At 40.6% G+C, this 13,417-nt stretch carries 14 protein-coding genes and 1 tRNA gene; 8 read left to right on the top strand and 7 right to left on the bottom strand.

Annotation, left to right across the window (positions count from 1 at the left end):
* Nucleotides 1-275: 275 nt before the first annotated feature.
* Nucleotides 276-476, top strand: coding sequence for a DUF2683 family protein (locus tag FO440_RS18170; protein ID WP_144249703.1), 201 nt, complete (start codon nucleotides 276-278; stop codon nucleotides 474-476).
* Nucleotides 477-773 carry a type II toxin-antitoxin system RelE/ParE family toxin gene (locus tag FO440_RS25130; protein ID WP_144249702.1) on the top strand — a complete coding sequence of 99 codons (297 nt, stop codon included), beginning with the start codon at nucleotides 477-479 and terminating at the stop codon, nucleotides 771-773.
* 11 nt (nucleotides 774-784) lie between these two features.
* Here the strand turns inward: FO440_RS25130 and aroB are convergent, their stop codons facing one another.
* Together aroB and FO440_RS18155 are read right to left on the bottom strand one after the other, a co-directional pair.
* Nucleotides 785-1,843, bottom strand: a complete 1,059-nt coding sequence (gene aroB, locus FO440_RS18160; RefSeq protein ID WP_144249806.1) for a 3-dehydroquinate synthase — start codon at nucleotides 1,841-1,843, stop codon at nucleotides 785-787.
* A gap of 44 nt (nucleotides 1,844-1,887) precedes the next feature.
* Entirely contained in the window at nucleotides 1,888-2,094 is a 207-nt protein-coding gene (locus tag FO440_RS18155) for an RNA-binding S4 domain-containing protein (RefSeq protein ID WP_144249701.1), read from the bottom strand.
* A 139-nt stretch (nucleotides 2,095-2,233) separates the two neighbouring features.
* On the opposite strand from FO440_RS18155, the gene FO440_RS18150 reads away from it, so the two are divergent.
* Nucleotides 2,234-3,412, top strand: a complete 1,179-nt coding sequence (locus FO440_RS18150; RefSeq protein ID WP_144249700.1) for a proline dehydrogenase family protein — start codon at nucleotides 2,234-2,236, stop codon at nucleotides 3,410-3,412.
* 2 nt (nucleotides 3,413-3,414) lie between these two features.
* On the opposite strand, the gene FO440_RS18145 is transcribed toward FO440_RS18150, so the two are convergent.
* From FO440_RS18145 to FO440_RS18135, 3 genes are read right to left on the bottom strand one after another with little or no spacing between them, the layout of a single operon-like run.
* The gene (locus FO440_RS18145) at nucleotides 3,415-3,894 is read right to left on the bottom strand and encodes a DinB family protein (protein WP_144249699.1); all 480 of its coding nucleotides are present in this window, start codon (nucleotides 3,892-3,894) and stop codon (nucleotides 3,415-3,417) included.
* Nucleotides 3,895-4,527 (bottom strand): HAD family hydrolase, encoded by a 633-nt coding sequence (locus FO440_RS18140; RefSeq protein WP_144249698.1) that lies wholly within the window; start codon nucleotides 4,525-4,527, stop codon nucleotides 3,895-3,897.
* Nucleotides 4,528-4,583: 56 nt separating this feature from the next.
* A complete protein-coding gene (locus tag FO440_RS18135) occupies nucleotides 4,584-5,528 on the bottom strand; it encodes a sugar phosphate isomerase/epimerase family protein (protein WP_144249697.1) in 945 nt (314 codons plus the stop codon).
* Between the two features lie 122 nt (nucleotides 5,529-5,650).
* Here FO440_RS18135 and FO440_RS18130 point away from each other — a divergent pair.
* Nucleotides 5,651-5,724, top strand: a tRNA-Ile gene (locus tag FO440_RS18130).
* Nucleotides 5,725-6,124: 400 nt separating this feature from the next.
* Here the strand turns inward: FO440_RS18130 and FO440_RS18125 are convergent.
* Nucleotides 6,125-7,084, bottom strand: coding sequence for a hypothetical protein (locus FO440_RS18125; RefSeq protein ID WP_144249696.1), 960 nt, complete (start codon nucleotides 7,082-7,084; stop codon nucleotides 6,125-6,127).
* A gap of 309 nt (nucleotides 7,085-7,393) precedes the next feature.
* Between FO440_RS18125 and FO440_RS18120 the strand changes: the two genes are divergently transcribed.
* The 4 genes from FO440_RS18120 (at nucleotide 7,394) to FO440_RS18105 (ending at nucleotide 12,431) form a co-directional block, all read left to right on the top strand.
* Complete coding sequence (locus FO440_RS18120; protein WP_144249695.1) at nucleotides 7,394-7,642, top strand: hypothetical protein; 249 nt, start codon at nucleotides 7,394-7,396, stop codon at nucleotides 7,640-7,642.
* Nucleotides 7,643-7,808: 166 nt separating this feature from the next.
* Nucleotides 7,809-10,310 carry a glycosyl hydrolase gene (locus FO440_RS18115; protein WP_144249694.1) on the top strand — a complete coding sequence of 834 codons (2,502 nt, stop codon included), beginning with the start codon at nucleotides 7,809-7,811 and terminating at the stop codon, nucleotides 10,308-10,310.
* A 325-nt stretch (nucleotides 10,311-10,635) separates the two neighbouring features.
* The gene (locus FO440_RS18110) at nucleotides 10,636-11,082 is read left to right on the top strand and encodes a M15 family metallopeptidase (RefSeq protein ID WP_144249693.1); all 447 of its coding nucleotides are present in this window, start codon (nucleotides 10,636-10,638) and stop codon (nucleotides 11,080-11,082) included.
* A gap of 200 nt (nucleotides 11,083-11,282) precedes the next feature.
* On the top strand, nucleotides 11,283-12,431 hold the full coding sequence (locus FO440_RS18105; protein WP_144249692.1) for a metallophosphoesterase family protein: 1,149 nt from the start codon (nucleotides 11,283-11,285) through the stop codon (nucleotides 12,429-12,431).
* Nucleotides 12,432-12,502: 71 nt separating this feature from the next.
* Here FO440_RS18105 and FO440_RS18100 read toward each other — a convergent pair whose 3' ends face one another.
* Nucleotides 12,503-13,417 carry a hypothetical protein gene (locus tag FO440_RS18100; RefSeq protein ID WP_144249691.1) on the bottom strand — a complete coding sequence of 305 codons (915 nt, stop codon included), beginning with the start codon at nucleotides 13,415-13,417 and terminating at the stop codon, nucleotides 12,503-12,505.

The following is a 13,417-nucleotide window of genomic DNA, read 5'->3' as shown; positions in this document are numbered from 1 at the left end:
CAATTTTTTTATATGTGTTTAGTGCATATTAGTCCCGGCTCTTACTTGGTAAAGTAAAAGTAGTAACCATAAAAATATGCACTTGTTAATTTCATTCTGTTTTTTTAATTACGGCGTAAATGTAGCAGTAAAATTTGACTTGTCAATAGAATATTTTATTTATTTGAAAAAAATATAGATATAACAATTTTTACGATGATATTTTTAAATTGACTTAGTTTTATTTGATTAGTCAACTTGCATTGTATTTGCTAAGTATATACTTATATTTGTGTATGGACGCTTTAATTGTATATCCTCAAAATGCAGATCAGCTCACGGCCTTAAAAGCTGTAATGAAAGCAATGAATATATCTTTCGTACAACAGGAAGAAGAATATTCTGATTATGTAATTAACGGTATTAAAGAATCATTGCAACAAGCAGATAACGGCTTATTAACTCCTTATACTGGTATAAAAGACATGTTGGCATAAATGAGCCTAAATGTTTATTATACTCCTCGTTCCAAAGAAACATTAAAATACGTATATAATTTTATTGATAATAAATTTGGACGTAAGTCAGCAGAAAAATTTGTTTCCAAAACGGAGAAAACAATCAGTCTTATTACGCAATACCCTTTTATGTTTAAGAGTAGTATGATTGATAAAAATGTTAGAATCGCACTGATTAGTAAACAAACTTCTCTATTTTATCGAATTACCGATACCTCAATACATCTATTGTTTTTTTGGGACAACAGGCAAGAGCCAATTCTCCCTCAGCAATAGTTTGTGAATATTTACAAACTTGCGTAATAATTCAAGCCTTCCAGCAATTCTTCATTGGTGCAAATGTTATCGATATTAAACTGTCCGATGGCACTTAACAGTGTGCAATTTATCTTACCGTTTTGGTTCTTTTTGTCTTTAAGCATGTATTCTAACAAAGTATCATTGTACTCGGTTTTTAGCTCATATCTTGGGTATAGGTTGCTTAAAGTTTCAGTTATTTCGGTTAATTCAGCCTGGCTTAAGCCTGTTTTTTTGTAGGACAGGTAAGCCTCGCAGATCATACCGATTGCAATAGCCTCACCATGCGAAAGTGAATCTTCATCGTTGATCAGCGAGTAAGTTTCAACCGCGTGGCCAATGGTGTGCCCAAAGTTTAATGATTTGCGGATGTTTTTTTCATGCGGATCTTCCAATACCACCCTGTTTTTTATAGCTACCGATTTATAAACTAACTCGGCAGTGGGGTTATTCAGGTCGCTTTCTTTTAAAAGGTTCCAGTAATCAGCATCGCAGATAAGGCCGTGTTTCAGCATCTCGGCAGTGCCCGATAAGATCTGGCGAGCAGGTAGCGTCCTTAAAAATTCATAGTCTATAAATACCGCTTTAGGCTGGGTAAATGTGCCTATAATGTTTTTAATACTGTCAATATCAATACCTGTTTTACCGCCAACAGACGCGTCAACTTGAGACAATAGGGTAGTAGGCACGTGTACAAAGTCAATACCACGTTTAAAAGTTGATGCTGCAAAACCACCAAGGTCGCTTATTACGCCGCCGCCCAGGTTAATTAATAAACTTTGCCTGTCTGCACCAAAGTCTATCAGCATTTTCCATACACCTATGCAAAAATCAATATCCTTGCTTTCTTCGCCGGCATTTATTTCAATAACATCAAAATTATCAGGATTGCCTAATTTCTCCCTCAGGCGCGGAAGGCAATACACTGCCGTATTTTCATCCGTTAAAACAAAAAAACGCGAATACCGGCCCTGCTCTATAAAATTTGCCAGTTCGCTAAGGCTATTCTCGAAATATATATTGTATTTATTGCTTTGTATGGTGTCCATAACATCAATTGTGCAGGTATCAGTATCTATTGTACTCATAAAAATCAAATCACTTTAATTGTGTTACCTCTAAATTCAACCACGTCGCCTTGTTTTACTTTTAAGCGTTTACGGTAGTCAACTTCGCCATTATATTTTACTTCTCCCTCATCTACAACTATTTGCGCTTCGCCGCCTGTCGATACCAGGTTGGTAGCTTTTAGTAATTGTATCATTGGGATATAATCGCCGGTAACTTTAAATTCTATCATCAGGGCGCAAAAATAAACTATTCGCAGAATATTGAGTTATCTAACTATCATTTTATAATTTTGCGGTACGCTAACGGTTCATAGCTGCTTATCTTATTGGTTTGATATGCGGTAATACAACGAGCCACTTATACTTACTATGACTCAAAAACAAAGTCTATCTTTTGAGAACACGGAGATCGCTTTCCGCCATTCATCAAACGCTGATCTGAAACGTGCCTACTGGTTGTTTAAGATTATTAATGTTAATTTTCTTGTAAAGATTGGGCCGCCCATAACCAATTTTGCCATCAAGATAGGCTTGCCTATAAAGGGATTAATCAAGGCTACCATATTTAATCATTTTTGTGGCGGAGAAACTATCCGCGAATGCGAAGCAACCATAAAATCTCTTGAAAGCGGAAGGGTAGGTACGATATTGGATTACTCGATTGAAGGGGAAGACGACGAACAGGTTTTTGACGACACCCGCGAAGAGATCATTCGTACAATTAAGCGCGCGGCCAAAAATAAAGCCATTCCCATCACTGTATTTAAAGTGACCGGCGTTGGCCGTTTTGGTTTATTAGAAAAACTTGACGCCGGTATCGCACTCACCACCTCCGAACAACAGGAATGGCAAAAAGTGCAGGATCGTGTATTGGCTATTTGCGAGAAAGCTTACGCGGTTAACGTGCCTGTAATGATAGATGCAGAGGAGACCTGGATCCAGGATACTATTGATTTGCTGGCGCTGAACATGATGCGCAAATTCAACAAGCAAAAAGCCATTGTATATAATACCTACCAGCTTTACAGGCATGATAAGTTAGAATCATTAATGAACGATAATGAGGTGGCTGTGAAAGAAAACTTTATCCTGGGTGCAAAACTGGTGCGCGGAGCTTACATGGAAAAGGAACGCAAACGGGCAGAAGAGCAAGGTTATCCATCGCCCATACAACCGACTAAAGAAGCCAGCGACAGGGATTTTAACCTGGCCCTTGATTATTGTACCGATCATATCAATACCATTGCCTTTGTGGCCGGCACACATAATGAGGACAGCTGCCGCCGGCTTACCGAACAGTTAGACGCTAAAAATATCGACCATAAAAACCCGCATGTCTATTTCGCCCAACTATTGGGTATGAGCGATAACCTGAGCTTTAACCTGGCCGATGCTGATTACAATGTGGCCAAATACGTTCCCTATGGACCGATAAAAGCGGTATTACCCTATCTTTTCCGCCGTGCACAGGAGAACACAGCCATTGCCGGCCAAATGAGCCGTGAGTTAAGTTTGATTGTAAAGGAAAAGAAGAGAAGAAAACTGTAAGACTAAAACCGGATAACATCAGTATCCTGCGGGATATAACCCAATAACCTGCTCATGCTCAATACCTGTCCTTTATGATGAAACTCGTGTGTTATGGCATGAGTATATAACTGAAGCGGCGTGACTGTTAAAACATGATCCCGCCGGGGGAGTTTTTGAGTGATGGGTTTTGTATAATCCGCACTATAACGATCTAAAAAATCGGAGACTACGTGATCTATTTGATCATATATTGTTATAACATCAGTTAACTTGCTAACTGATAGATCATCAAAGAAAATTAAATCGCTATTTTCATCAAACTGGGCCAGCCAATGCATATAAGTATTTGCAATATGTGTTAACAGGCTTAAAATGGATGTGTTATTAAACTCCGCAATACCTTTTAATAGATCAATATCACTGATGGTATCACAATAAGCAAATAATGCTGCCCGCGCCCCCTTTACTTCATCATACTGAGCCGATAATAAATTATGCATTTATAGTAAGCCGTTTGTTTTAAAGTATTGTTGCAAATTATCAGGCGCGGTCATTAAATAAGTTTGAAGACCAAGTTTTTTGGCAGTTTCTAAGTGTTGAGGACTGTCATCAATAAATAAGGTTTCTGCCGGGTCGAGGTTGTTTTCATGCAATACCTGTTCAAAGATTTCTGCATCAGGCTTGCGTTTACCTACCAGATGCGAGTAATAAGTTTTTTCGAAAAGATGACTGTTATCAACCATGTTATATTCACGCTTTAAATAATCATGCACGTAATCGTAATGGATTGCGTTGATATTGCTTAATAAAAAGGTGCGGTATTTATCCTTAATCTGTTGCAAGATTTCATGATTACCTTTTGGGATTCCAACAAATATCTGGTTCCAGGCATCGTCAATTTGCTCGTCTGTAAGTTCGGGTTTGTGCGTTAACTCCCTGATACGGTCCCTGAAAGCCGCAGGACTGATCTGGCCGCGTTCTAAGGCATTGAAAACATCATCCTGCTGCCTGTGCCCGTAAAATTCATCGGCATTAGTAATACCCAACTTTTTCCATGCTGCGGCAACGCGGTTAAAATCTATATTAAAAATTACGTTGCCGTAATCAAAGATGATATTCTTAATGGGTTTCATAAATCAGTAAAGGTGCTTTGTTTCGTTGCAATTATAGCTAATAAAATATAAACAGGTTATAAATTTTCTGTTAGCGCTTTCATTTTTGCCAGCCCTGTTTTAGCAACCAGTAAAGGGTCTTGCTTATAATAACTTTCATTAAATACTTCCAGCGAAATCACTACAGGTTTATCGGGGTTTTTAATGATTTGCAATATTTGTTTCAGCGGGGCAATGCCATCGCCGGGGTAAACTCTATCAGGTTCTGATATTTTTTCGGGTGCTATATCTGCCGGATAATCATTTATGTGGAATACTTCTATAGCATTTTTGCCTACAAAGGGCAAACTATCTAAACTCGATCCGCCTTTGTAAATATGGAAAGCATCTAAAAGTACCAATGCGTTTTTATGCCCGCTTTCGGCAGCAATGTATAATACCTGGCTTATTTTCTTAAGGTTGTGTGAGCCTCCCCACATTTCAACCATAGGTGTGACGCCGGTTTTGTCGCCCAGATCCAATATAGCACGATAACGATCTGTAATTATGTTCAGGTCAATCAACGGCAACCCGGTAGCGCCGGCCGGCGGGGCGGCAATACGTGTACAACCTATCTTCGCCAGCAGGTCCATCTGACGGTTAAGCTGCGCTAATGCGTCTTTTCGTTTAGCCTCGTCGTCCACCATCCACTCGGCAAAACCGATGGCGTTTTCAACTTTCACGCCCATATCGTCAAGCAGTCTATTTGCCTCTAAGATTGAACCACCGTTTTGCAGATAGGTATTAAACGTATCCAGCCAGATCTCGACAGAAGTAAACCCGGCCTTTGCAGCAGTCTGAATTTCTTTGATAAACCCTAAATTTTGTCCGCGTATGGTGCTCATATTCAGTGAGTATTTAAATGAGGGTCCGGTCTTTTTTGTAGCAGTCATAGCTGATGCGGGTTTGTTTAACAAGGCGGAGCCGGCAGTTAGCCCCATAATTTGTAAGGCTTCCCTGCGATTTTGTGATAGCTTATTCATAATTGGCAAAAGTTAGGCTTAAAAGCGCCGTCATCAAAAATATGCTATTTTTAATAAAATAGACTTTGTAAATTGAAGGCAAAGTTGTAACATTGCAGCCTGAAATTTAACAAAGTTTCTGCGCGCCTATAGCTCAGTTGGTTAGAGTAGAAGACTCATAATCTTTTGGTCCCTGGTTCGAGTCCAGGTGGGCGCACTTAAAAGGTCCTGCAGTATTTACTGTGGGACCTTATTGTTTTATATCCAAATAAGCGTAAAAGTGCCTTTATAAGTCAGAAATGCAGATTTTGAATTTGATTAATAAATAAAGGGTTTCATTTTTGTTCTTGTAGTGATTGCTTTTGTTTTCTACATAGGCTTCATTTTTAAGGTTAACAATCTGTGATTTGGCGCAGTTTTGGCGCAGTTTTTAAGCTAAGATAAGCATAATTAATAAGCCACTCACTCAGGTTTGGTGCGATAAAGCAAGAAAGGAAACGGAATAAATGGACTGTGTAGAGGTTGAGGGTTTATGCCGTAGTCTTTCATGCGCTTCAAAAGCACCAGTCCTAACTTTGCTTGCTTAATTATGTATTCTTCCATTCCCATATTTTATATCAAACCTGTTTCTGTACAGGGAAGTGCAAAGAATTTGAAATTATTGGAAACAGCTCATTTAGGGTATTAAAGTAAGCATCGTTAAACGGCTTTGTGCTGCCAGTGAATATATTATCTGATCTATCAATTTGGTTTAAGATCGGCACAATCTCGTCTCTAATGTATTCTGGTAAGTAGACGACACGGACTTTACCACCCTTATTCTCGGAACCTGACAAGTGTACCTCTGTGTTATCGCTCTTAAAATGTTCCTTTGTTAGCAATCTTACTTCTTCATCAGGTCTTAGCCACGCCCCATAAGTGAATAGACAGCATAAATACAGATTATAGTTTTTAACTTTAAGATATTCAAGTATCGGTTTAATCTGTTCCTTATCGTATGCTCTATGCAGCCTCGCTTTGACCCTTGCTGGTTCGGTCTTTTTAACTACATGAAGCGTTTTATCAAGCATACGGCCAACTGAAGCAAATAAAACTCCTAAATCCCTGCGTCTGTCCATATAATATGTTCCTGACGAATTGTAATTTGATAGAAATTGTTCAATCCGCATAGTCGTAAGGTTGGTTATAGGCGAGTTGCGCTCTTCTTCTGATAAGAATCTTATAAATTGCTCATAAATCAATCTTAAGTTTCGTTTATAGGTCTTGCTCAGACTTGCATTTAGCTTCTTGTCAAGTGCTGCTTTTAATAATATTTGTGTTCCAGGCTCTTCGACAGGTATATCAATTACTGCTGGTGTAGCTGGGTAGTTATTGGTTTGTAGCGCCTTCAGTAACTCAAACTGTAACTGTCTTAGGAGTTTGTTACGTTCACCTATTGATGAAGCGCGATTGGGATTAATAGTTAAGTTAAGGCTCTTTCCGTTATACTCTCTTATTCGTTTGTTGTTTAGATAGAAGGTAATGTATGATCTTGTTTGTAAATCATTTGTTGTGACGATTTTGGGTTCTGTATACATTTGGCGCACATTTGGCGCATTTCTGTTTTATAAAGGCAAATATGTCCCTTTCCAAGCTCAGTTGGTTCGAGGGTGCAACACTCATAATCTTTTGGTCCCTGGTTCGAGCCCAGGTGGGCGCACAACGTTAAAAACCCGCTTTTTACACACGTAGAGCGGGTTTTTTCGTCTCGCATATGCTGGTCAGGGTCACCTGTGGCACCGTGGCTGTTACATATTTGTTACGGGATTTACATAATTTTTTGTTGAACTTGACGCCTCCATGTAACAAATACGTAACGGGATCTGGCGTCTTAATTACTGTAAATTATGGCTACGACCGTAAGTGCAAAAATTTATTCGCACCATGAAAAGGTTGACGGCACCTTTAATGTAAAGTATGTCGTCTATCAAAAAGGAGATCGGAAATTCATAGATTCTCCCCACTTTGTTTCCAAAAGACAAATTACCGGGGATTTCGCAATCAAGGACAAATTGGTCCTGAAATGGCTGGAGGATAAAGTTTTCAGCGATAACCGTCGCCTGGTCCTGCACGGAGTATTTGATGTTTCCAACTAGGCAAAAATGGCAGAGCGGATTTGGTAACTGTCAACCATTTCCATATTCTACACTATTTGATCATCGCAAAAAGTACAAAAAAAAGTAACTATAGGTATAAGATAGATGGTTCTTGAAAGCTACTTTTACAGAATAGCACGCCAATTGCTTAAACCAAATTAATGATATGAAAAAAGGAAACTTACGTTTCGCTGTATGCGGTATGGTCATGCTGCTAAATATACTATTTAATTTAGTCGCAAGGTCTCAAACCCGGCCCGATCCTGAATACTTTTTTCGTAACCCGCCGGAATCCGCGAAACCTGGCATCCTTTGGATGTGGATGGGTTCCAATGTAAGCAAAGCAGGAATCACCAAAGATCTGGAAGCTCTTAAAAAGGAAGGGTTTAGCTTGGCCATGCTGGCGTCTTTAGCTGACATTAACACGCCCTGGAATGGCACGATAGCCGGGTCGCCGACGCCTGAAATTGTAGCCTGGACAGAACCTTGGTGGAAACTGGTCGAATTCGCCATGTCGGAAGCAAAACGATTGAATATCAAAATAGCGTTATACAATTGCCCGGGCTACACTTCCAGCGGAGGACCGTGGATCAAACCGGAACAATCTATGCAGGAAGTTTGCTGGAGTACGAGGCAAATCGAAGGTAATGGTCGGTTATCGATAAGACTGGATAAGCCGGTGGTCGATCCGCATGCAAATATGCGTTTCCCTTCTTATGACCCGGTAACCGGGAAACTGGAAAACCTGCTGATAGAGGCCCGCAAATCGTATTATAAAGACATTTCCGTTCTGGCTATGCCGGCTACAGGAACCGTGGCTAAAGATAGCATCATTGACCTGAGCGCTAAAATGGATACGGATGGGAACCTGGACTGGCATGCACCTCCCGGGAAATGGATGATCTATCGGTTCGGTCATACGACCACCGGTGCAGTTATACAACCCGCGCAGCCGAGGGCAACCGGGTTAGAATGCGATAAGATGGATCCCGAAGCGGTGAGTTTTCAAACAGACCACATGCTTAGCGAGATCAAAAAGCATGTTGGCAAATATGTAGGGAACACCTTAACAGGTATATTTTACGATAGTTACGAGATCGATCCCGTAACCTGGACACCCAAAATGCGGGAAGTTTTCTCCAAATACACGGGTTACGATATCGTGCCCTACCTGGCGACCTTCGCAGGTAGAACGATCGGCAGCCGGGAAGACTCCATTAAATTCAGGTATGACTTTGAACGGGTGACTGAAGCCCTGTTCAGGGATGTATATTTTAAAACAGTAGCCGCGAAATTGAAAGCGGCAGGGCTCGACTATTTTTCAGAGGCTTACGGCGGGCCATGGCGCCTTGATGAAATAACGCCGCAGGTATCAGATCCCATGTGTGAATTCTGGACCGATGACGGTAAGTTCACCAGTTACATGACCGAATCTGTTATCGCTGCGATCCGTAAAACGGGTAAAAATGTAATTATGGCAGAAGCCTTCACCGGACAGCCGGTTAGCAGTAAGTGGGATGAATACCCGGCATGGCTGAAGCCTGTAGGCGACAAAGCTTTTTGCGAAGGGATAAACCGTTTCGTCATCCACCGTTTTACGCACCAGCCCTGGGATAGCAAATACCTGCCTGGCGCATCTATGGGCCAGTGGGGGACGCATTTTGACCGGACGCAAACGTGGTGGAAAGCCGCGAAAGCCACGGTTACGTACTGGCAGCGTTGCAGCGCCTTATTACAAATGGGCATCCCGGTGAAATCAGACAGCGATCTGGTGGTTTTGGAGGAGCCCGAGGGCCTGAAGATAGATTACGCGCACCGCAAGGCAGAAAATACAGACATCTTTTTTATCGCTAATACGGCGCATACCAGTGGCTACGCTTATTGCCGGTTCCAGGTTAGCGGCAGGCAACCGGAACTATGGAACCCGGTAACCGGTGAGATCCGCGACCTGCCAAATTTTGAAGACAACGGGACACATACGCAGATCGCTTTGAATTTTGAAGATGCGGAGAGCTATTTTGTAGTCTTTAGGAAGAAATATGAGAGGTCTGGTGGTTTAGCCGGTAGCAATTTTAAAGTATTAAAACCGCTGCAGGCATTAACCGGCAACTGGCAGGTCCGGTTTGATCCCGCCTGGGGTGGTCCCAAAGAACCGATAGTTTTTGAGGGACTCCAGGATTGGACAAAAAGTGCAGACAAAAAAATAAAATATTTTAGCGGTACTGCGGTCTACAACATTAGTTTCGATGTGCCTGAAAGCGAGATCAGCCATGAACTGTATGTGGACCTTGGGGAAGTAAAGCACATTGCGCATGTGTACCTCAATAAAAAAGATCTTGGGGTGGTATGGACGGCACCTTGGGGAGTTACCATACCTAAAGCTTTGATTAAAACAAAGGGAAATGTCCTAACCGTTGAAGTGACTAACGTCTGGGCGAACAGGCTCATCGGTGACGAGCAGGATCCGGACGATTGTGAATGGTCACCAAACGGCTATTTTTACAACAGCGGCAAATTTTTAAAAGCTTTCCCGGATTGGTTCTTAAATAATCAGCCAAGGCCATCGAAAGGCAGGTATGGCTTTACGACCTGGAATTATTTTTCAAAAGACGCGCCACTCATACCATCCGGGCTGATCGGACCCGTGCGGTTGATGAACGGCGGTTAGGAAGGAGAAACGTTCAGCATAACTTGATATCGCTTAATACCATGGACTTCCGTGTAATCCGTGGTATAATGTACAGAAGCCGCATGTTCAAAATTTCGTTGTAATTATGTCTTTTATTATCGTTTATTAAGGCACTCGAAAGCAGCATGCCTGCTACATTTTAGGCCGATTTGTTAAACTTTCGACCAGTGACGGAAATTAATTTACCGGTTTTGAAAAGTGCTGAATTATTTTTATCTTAAATTATTATTTCCAACCGTTAATAGCCTTTAAACCAGTTAGTAACAGAGCTATATTTTCATGAGCACCTAAATACCTGTCAACAATGAAAAAATTTACCGCATCCAATTTTAAAAACGATTGCACCATTGATGAGGATTTTGAACCAAGCCTGATCAAGATGAATGCTATTGCACAGAAGTATAATATCACCGTGTTTGTAAACTCTTCTTACCGGGTTGATGCCAACGTGCCGGGGGCTATTGTAACGCCGGCTACGCATAGTAACCATATGATAGGCCATGCCATTGATTGTAACCTTGAACTGGCGGGCGCTTTTTATAACTCTACAAAAATGCAAACAGCAACCGGGGTTATACGCCAGTTTATTGATGAAGTGAAGGCTGCCGGACTAAGGTGGGGTGGCGACTTTGGCAAGCCCGATCCTGTTCATTTTGATGACGGGCTGAATATAACAGATATGCTTGCATGGACAGCCAAGTATAACCAATTGCACGGTATAGCAACGCCACCCGCAACAAATATAGGATAATGTAAGCTCTCAGCCTGTGTTTAATTGATGCAAGCAGAATGCTTGCGGCATTTTAGGTCGAAGTTTTTAAACTTCGACCAGTGGTGGGGGACAGCTATTGGTTTTATCTTTTGATAATGAGATTGTTATTTAATGTGTATCTAATAGAAATTTAATAGTAAATTATTTGTTTTGATATAAATATTAAACCTAAAGCAATTATGAGCAGTCCACTTATGCAGGGTCAGACCCGTCAGCGCCCACCTAGAAAACAATCACAGGCACATCCTGGTATACACCCATTGTCGCCACTTACTCACAGTACCCAACGTTTTCAGCAATTACCCCCGCCGTTGGGTCAACCCCCTTATCATTACAATATTGAAGATGCAATCCCTGGGATAACAGCAAAAGCCTCGGCACTGGGCAAGATTGTGTTTCATACAGTCGGTGACACGGGTGGCATCAAAAATGCCGAATACCAGGCCAATGTAGCGAGTATAATGAAAGGCGACCTGAATAAAGGGGACGATGCTCCATCGTTTTTTTATCATTTAGGTGACTTGGTATATTACAATGGCGAAATAGATAAATATTATGACCAGTTTTATGAGCCATACGATCATTATAATGTACCAATCTTCGCAATTCCGGGCAACCATGACGGCGACCCGATAGATGCTTCGCAAACGTCGCTTGACGGATGGGTACAATATTTTACGACAGCAAAGCCGCATGTCGATCCAATTTCAAAAGATGCTCCAAGGGTAACCTTGTCATTGCCTAACGTATACTACACTTTAATATCCCCGTTCGTAACCATAGTCGGCATGTATACAAATGTTCCGGAACATGGTTCAATAGATTCTGTACAGCAGCAATGGCTGACTAATGAACTATATACTGCGTCAAAAGATAAAGCGCTGATTGTAAGCCTTCACCATCCGATTTATTCATTTGACGATCATCATAGTGGCAGCCCGGCAATGGCAGATGCGTTGCAACATGCAATTAATGATTCTAGACGCGTACCTAATATGGTACTGACAGCTCATGTGCATAATGTACAGCGGATTGAAAAAGAGATTATTGAAGACCGGGTTACACCGTTCTTCGTAGCCGGAAATGGCGGCTATTATCACTTGCACCATTTAACAGCTGCAGCAGGTGATGTAGATGACAATACTGGTGCGAAATTAATGTTTGGTAATGATAAAGATCATGGCTTTATGACCTTATCGGTGGATAAGGACAATATCAACGGTACTATTACTTTGGTGGATAAAAATGGTGAAGCCTCACAAGGTGATACGTTTACTTATCCTGCAGCAGCCCAGTTCTTGCCAGGCAATGTGGTTATCAACTTGTAATCTTTTTAAACGAAACAAGCTTGTTCAAATAGCAAGCCTGTTTTGTTTTAAAAACTTCGACCAGTGGGGAGTTATCTCCAATATTTAAAGATTGGATCATATTTTACTTGTCGATATTCAGTAGATATGATGGGATCTTCACGATTAATCCTTATTTGAAAGAAATTGTTATTCTGCGATGCAATCTGGTCATAAATGTTTAGCACTTTGGCAAGGAGTTTATTATAGAGAAAATGCAATATAATCGTTTCGTGAAATACTTCTGTCCATTTATCAAATGAAATACTTGGCAAATTGTTATAATCACTCCCTTTTTTGTAATTGTTTAGCGTTATTGTTCGTCCCAAAATGATATATTGCGAGTGAGCTATAGCATTTCTAATTTGCGCCTTATAGGCGGCATCGAATGAATTAAATAGATTGGGTAAAATCAACTTAAATTTATCTATAATTTGTTTTCTTAATATTTCTCCACGAGTGCCAGTAGCTGTTTTATCATTAGGGCTTTCCTTTATTTTAAAATGCCAATCATAAGATTCGCCAATTGCAATTCTTGCCAATTGATAAAGACTTTTAATAAAGGCATCGGACTCCCAAATTTTCAGATAAATAAGCATTTCGTTTTGAATACTATAAGCTTCGTCATCCTCTAGTTTTTTTAATTCTTCAGTTGTATTAGAATCAAACTTAACACTGTTCAAATAATCCGATAACGGTTGTGTTAATAGGTTTGAATTTATATATCTACCTATAAAGTCGTAGTGGGTTTGTTCAGAATGCCCTTCATTATCCGGACCCATAACATAAGGCGATAATTTCTCACTTGTATGAGTCCAATTATGAACCTCTGGATAATAATAACCATTTTGATGCATTAATAATAAATCACCGGGATGAGTTTGGTTATTATAACATAACTCCAAAAGCTTATCAAATTCTGGAATAAGTTTTCTGCGCTTTTTATTTAAAACCTCTTGAAATACCAT

This window comes from Mucilaginibacter corticis, assembly GCF_007558865.1.
Classification (GTDB): domain Bacteria; phylum Bacteroidota; class Bacteroidia; order Sphingobacteriales; family Sphingobacteriaceae; genus Mucilaginibacter; species Mucilaginibacter corticis.
Note: the sequence above shows the minus strand (reverse complement) of the source record. Positions and strands in the feature narration are given on the sequence as shown.

What these genes read in the sequence shown, in the direction of transcription:
- FO440_RS18170 (WP_144249703.1), top strand. Translation starts at nt 276, where the DNA reads ATGGACGCTTTAATTGTATATCCTCAAAATGCAGATCAGCTCACGGCC.
- FO440_RS25130 (WP_144249702.1), top strand. Translation starts at nt 477, where the DNA reads ATGAGCCTAAATGTTTATTATACTCCTCGTTCCAAAGAAACATTAAAA.
- aroB (WP_144249806.1), bottom strand. Translation starts at nt 1,843, where the DNA reads ATGGACACCATACAAAGCAATAAATACAATATATATTTCGAGAATAGC.
- FO440_RS18155 (WP_144249701.1), bottom strand. Translation starts at nt 2,094, where the DNA reads ATGATAGAATTTAAAGTTACCGGCGATTATATCCCAATGATACAATTA.
- FO440_RS18150 (WP_144249700.1), top strand. Translation starts at nt 2,234, where the DNA reads ATGACTCAAAAACAAAGTCTATCTTTTGAGAACACGGAGATCGCTTTC.
- FO440_RS18145 (WP_144249699.1), bottom strand. Translation starts at nt 3,894, where the DNA reads ATGCATAATTTATTATCGGCTCAGTATGATGAAGTAAAGGGGGCGCGG.
- FO440_RS18140 (WP_144249698.1), bottom strand. Translation starts at nt 4,527, where the DNA reads ATGAAACCCATTAAGAATATCATCTTTGATTACGGCAACGTAATTTTT.
- FO440_RS18135 (WP_144249697.1), bottom strand. Translation starts at nt 5,528, where the DNA reads ATGAATAAGCTATCACAAAATCGCAGGGAAGCCTTACAAATTATGGGG.
- FO440_RS18125 (WP_144249696.1), bottom strand. Translation starts at nt 7,084, where the DNA reads ATGTATACAGAACCCAAAATCGTCACAACAAATGATTTACAAACAAGA.
- FO440_RS18120 (WP_144249695.1), top strand. Translation starts at nt 7,394, where the DNA reads ATGGCTACGACCGTAAGTGCAAAAATTTATTCGCACCATGAAAAGGTT.
- FO440_RS18115 (WP_144249694.1), top strand. Translation starts at nt 7,809, where the DNA reads ATGAAAAAAGGAAACTTACGTTTCGCTGTATGCGGTATGGTCATGCTG.
- FO440_RS18110 (WP_144249693.1), top strand. Translation starts at nt 10,636, where the DNA reads ATGAAAAAATTTACCGCATCCAATTTTAAAAACGATTGCACCATTGAT.
- FO440_RS18105 (WP_144249692.1), top strand. Translation starts at nt 11,283, where the DNA reads ATGAGCAGTCCACTTATGCAGGGTCAGACCCGTCAGCGCCCACCTAGA.
- FO440_RS18100 (WP_144249691.1), bottom strand. Translation starts at nt 13,417, where the DNA reads ATGGTATTTCAAGAGGTTTTAAATAAAAAGCGCAGAAAACTTATTCCA.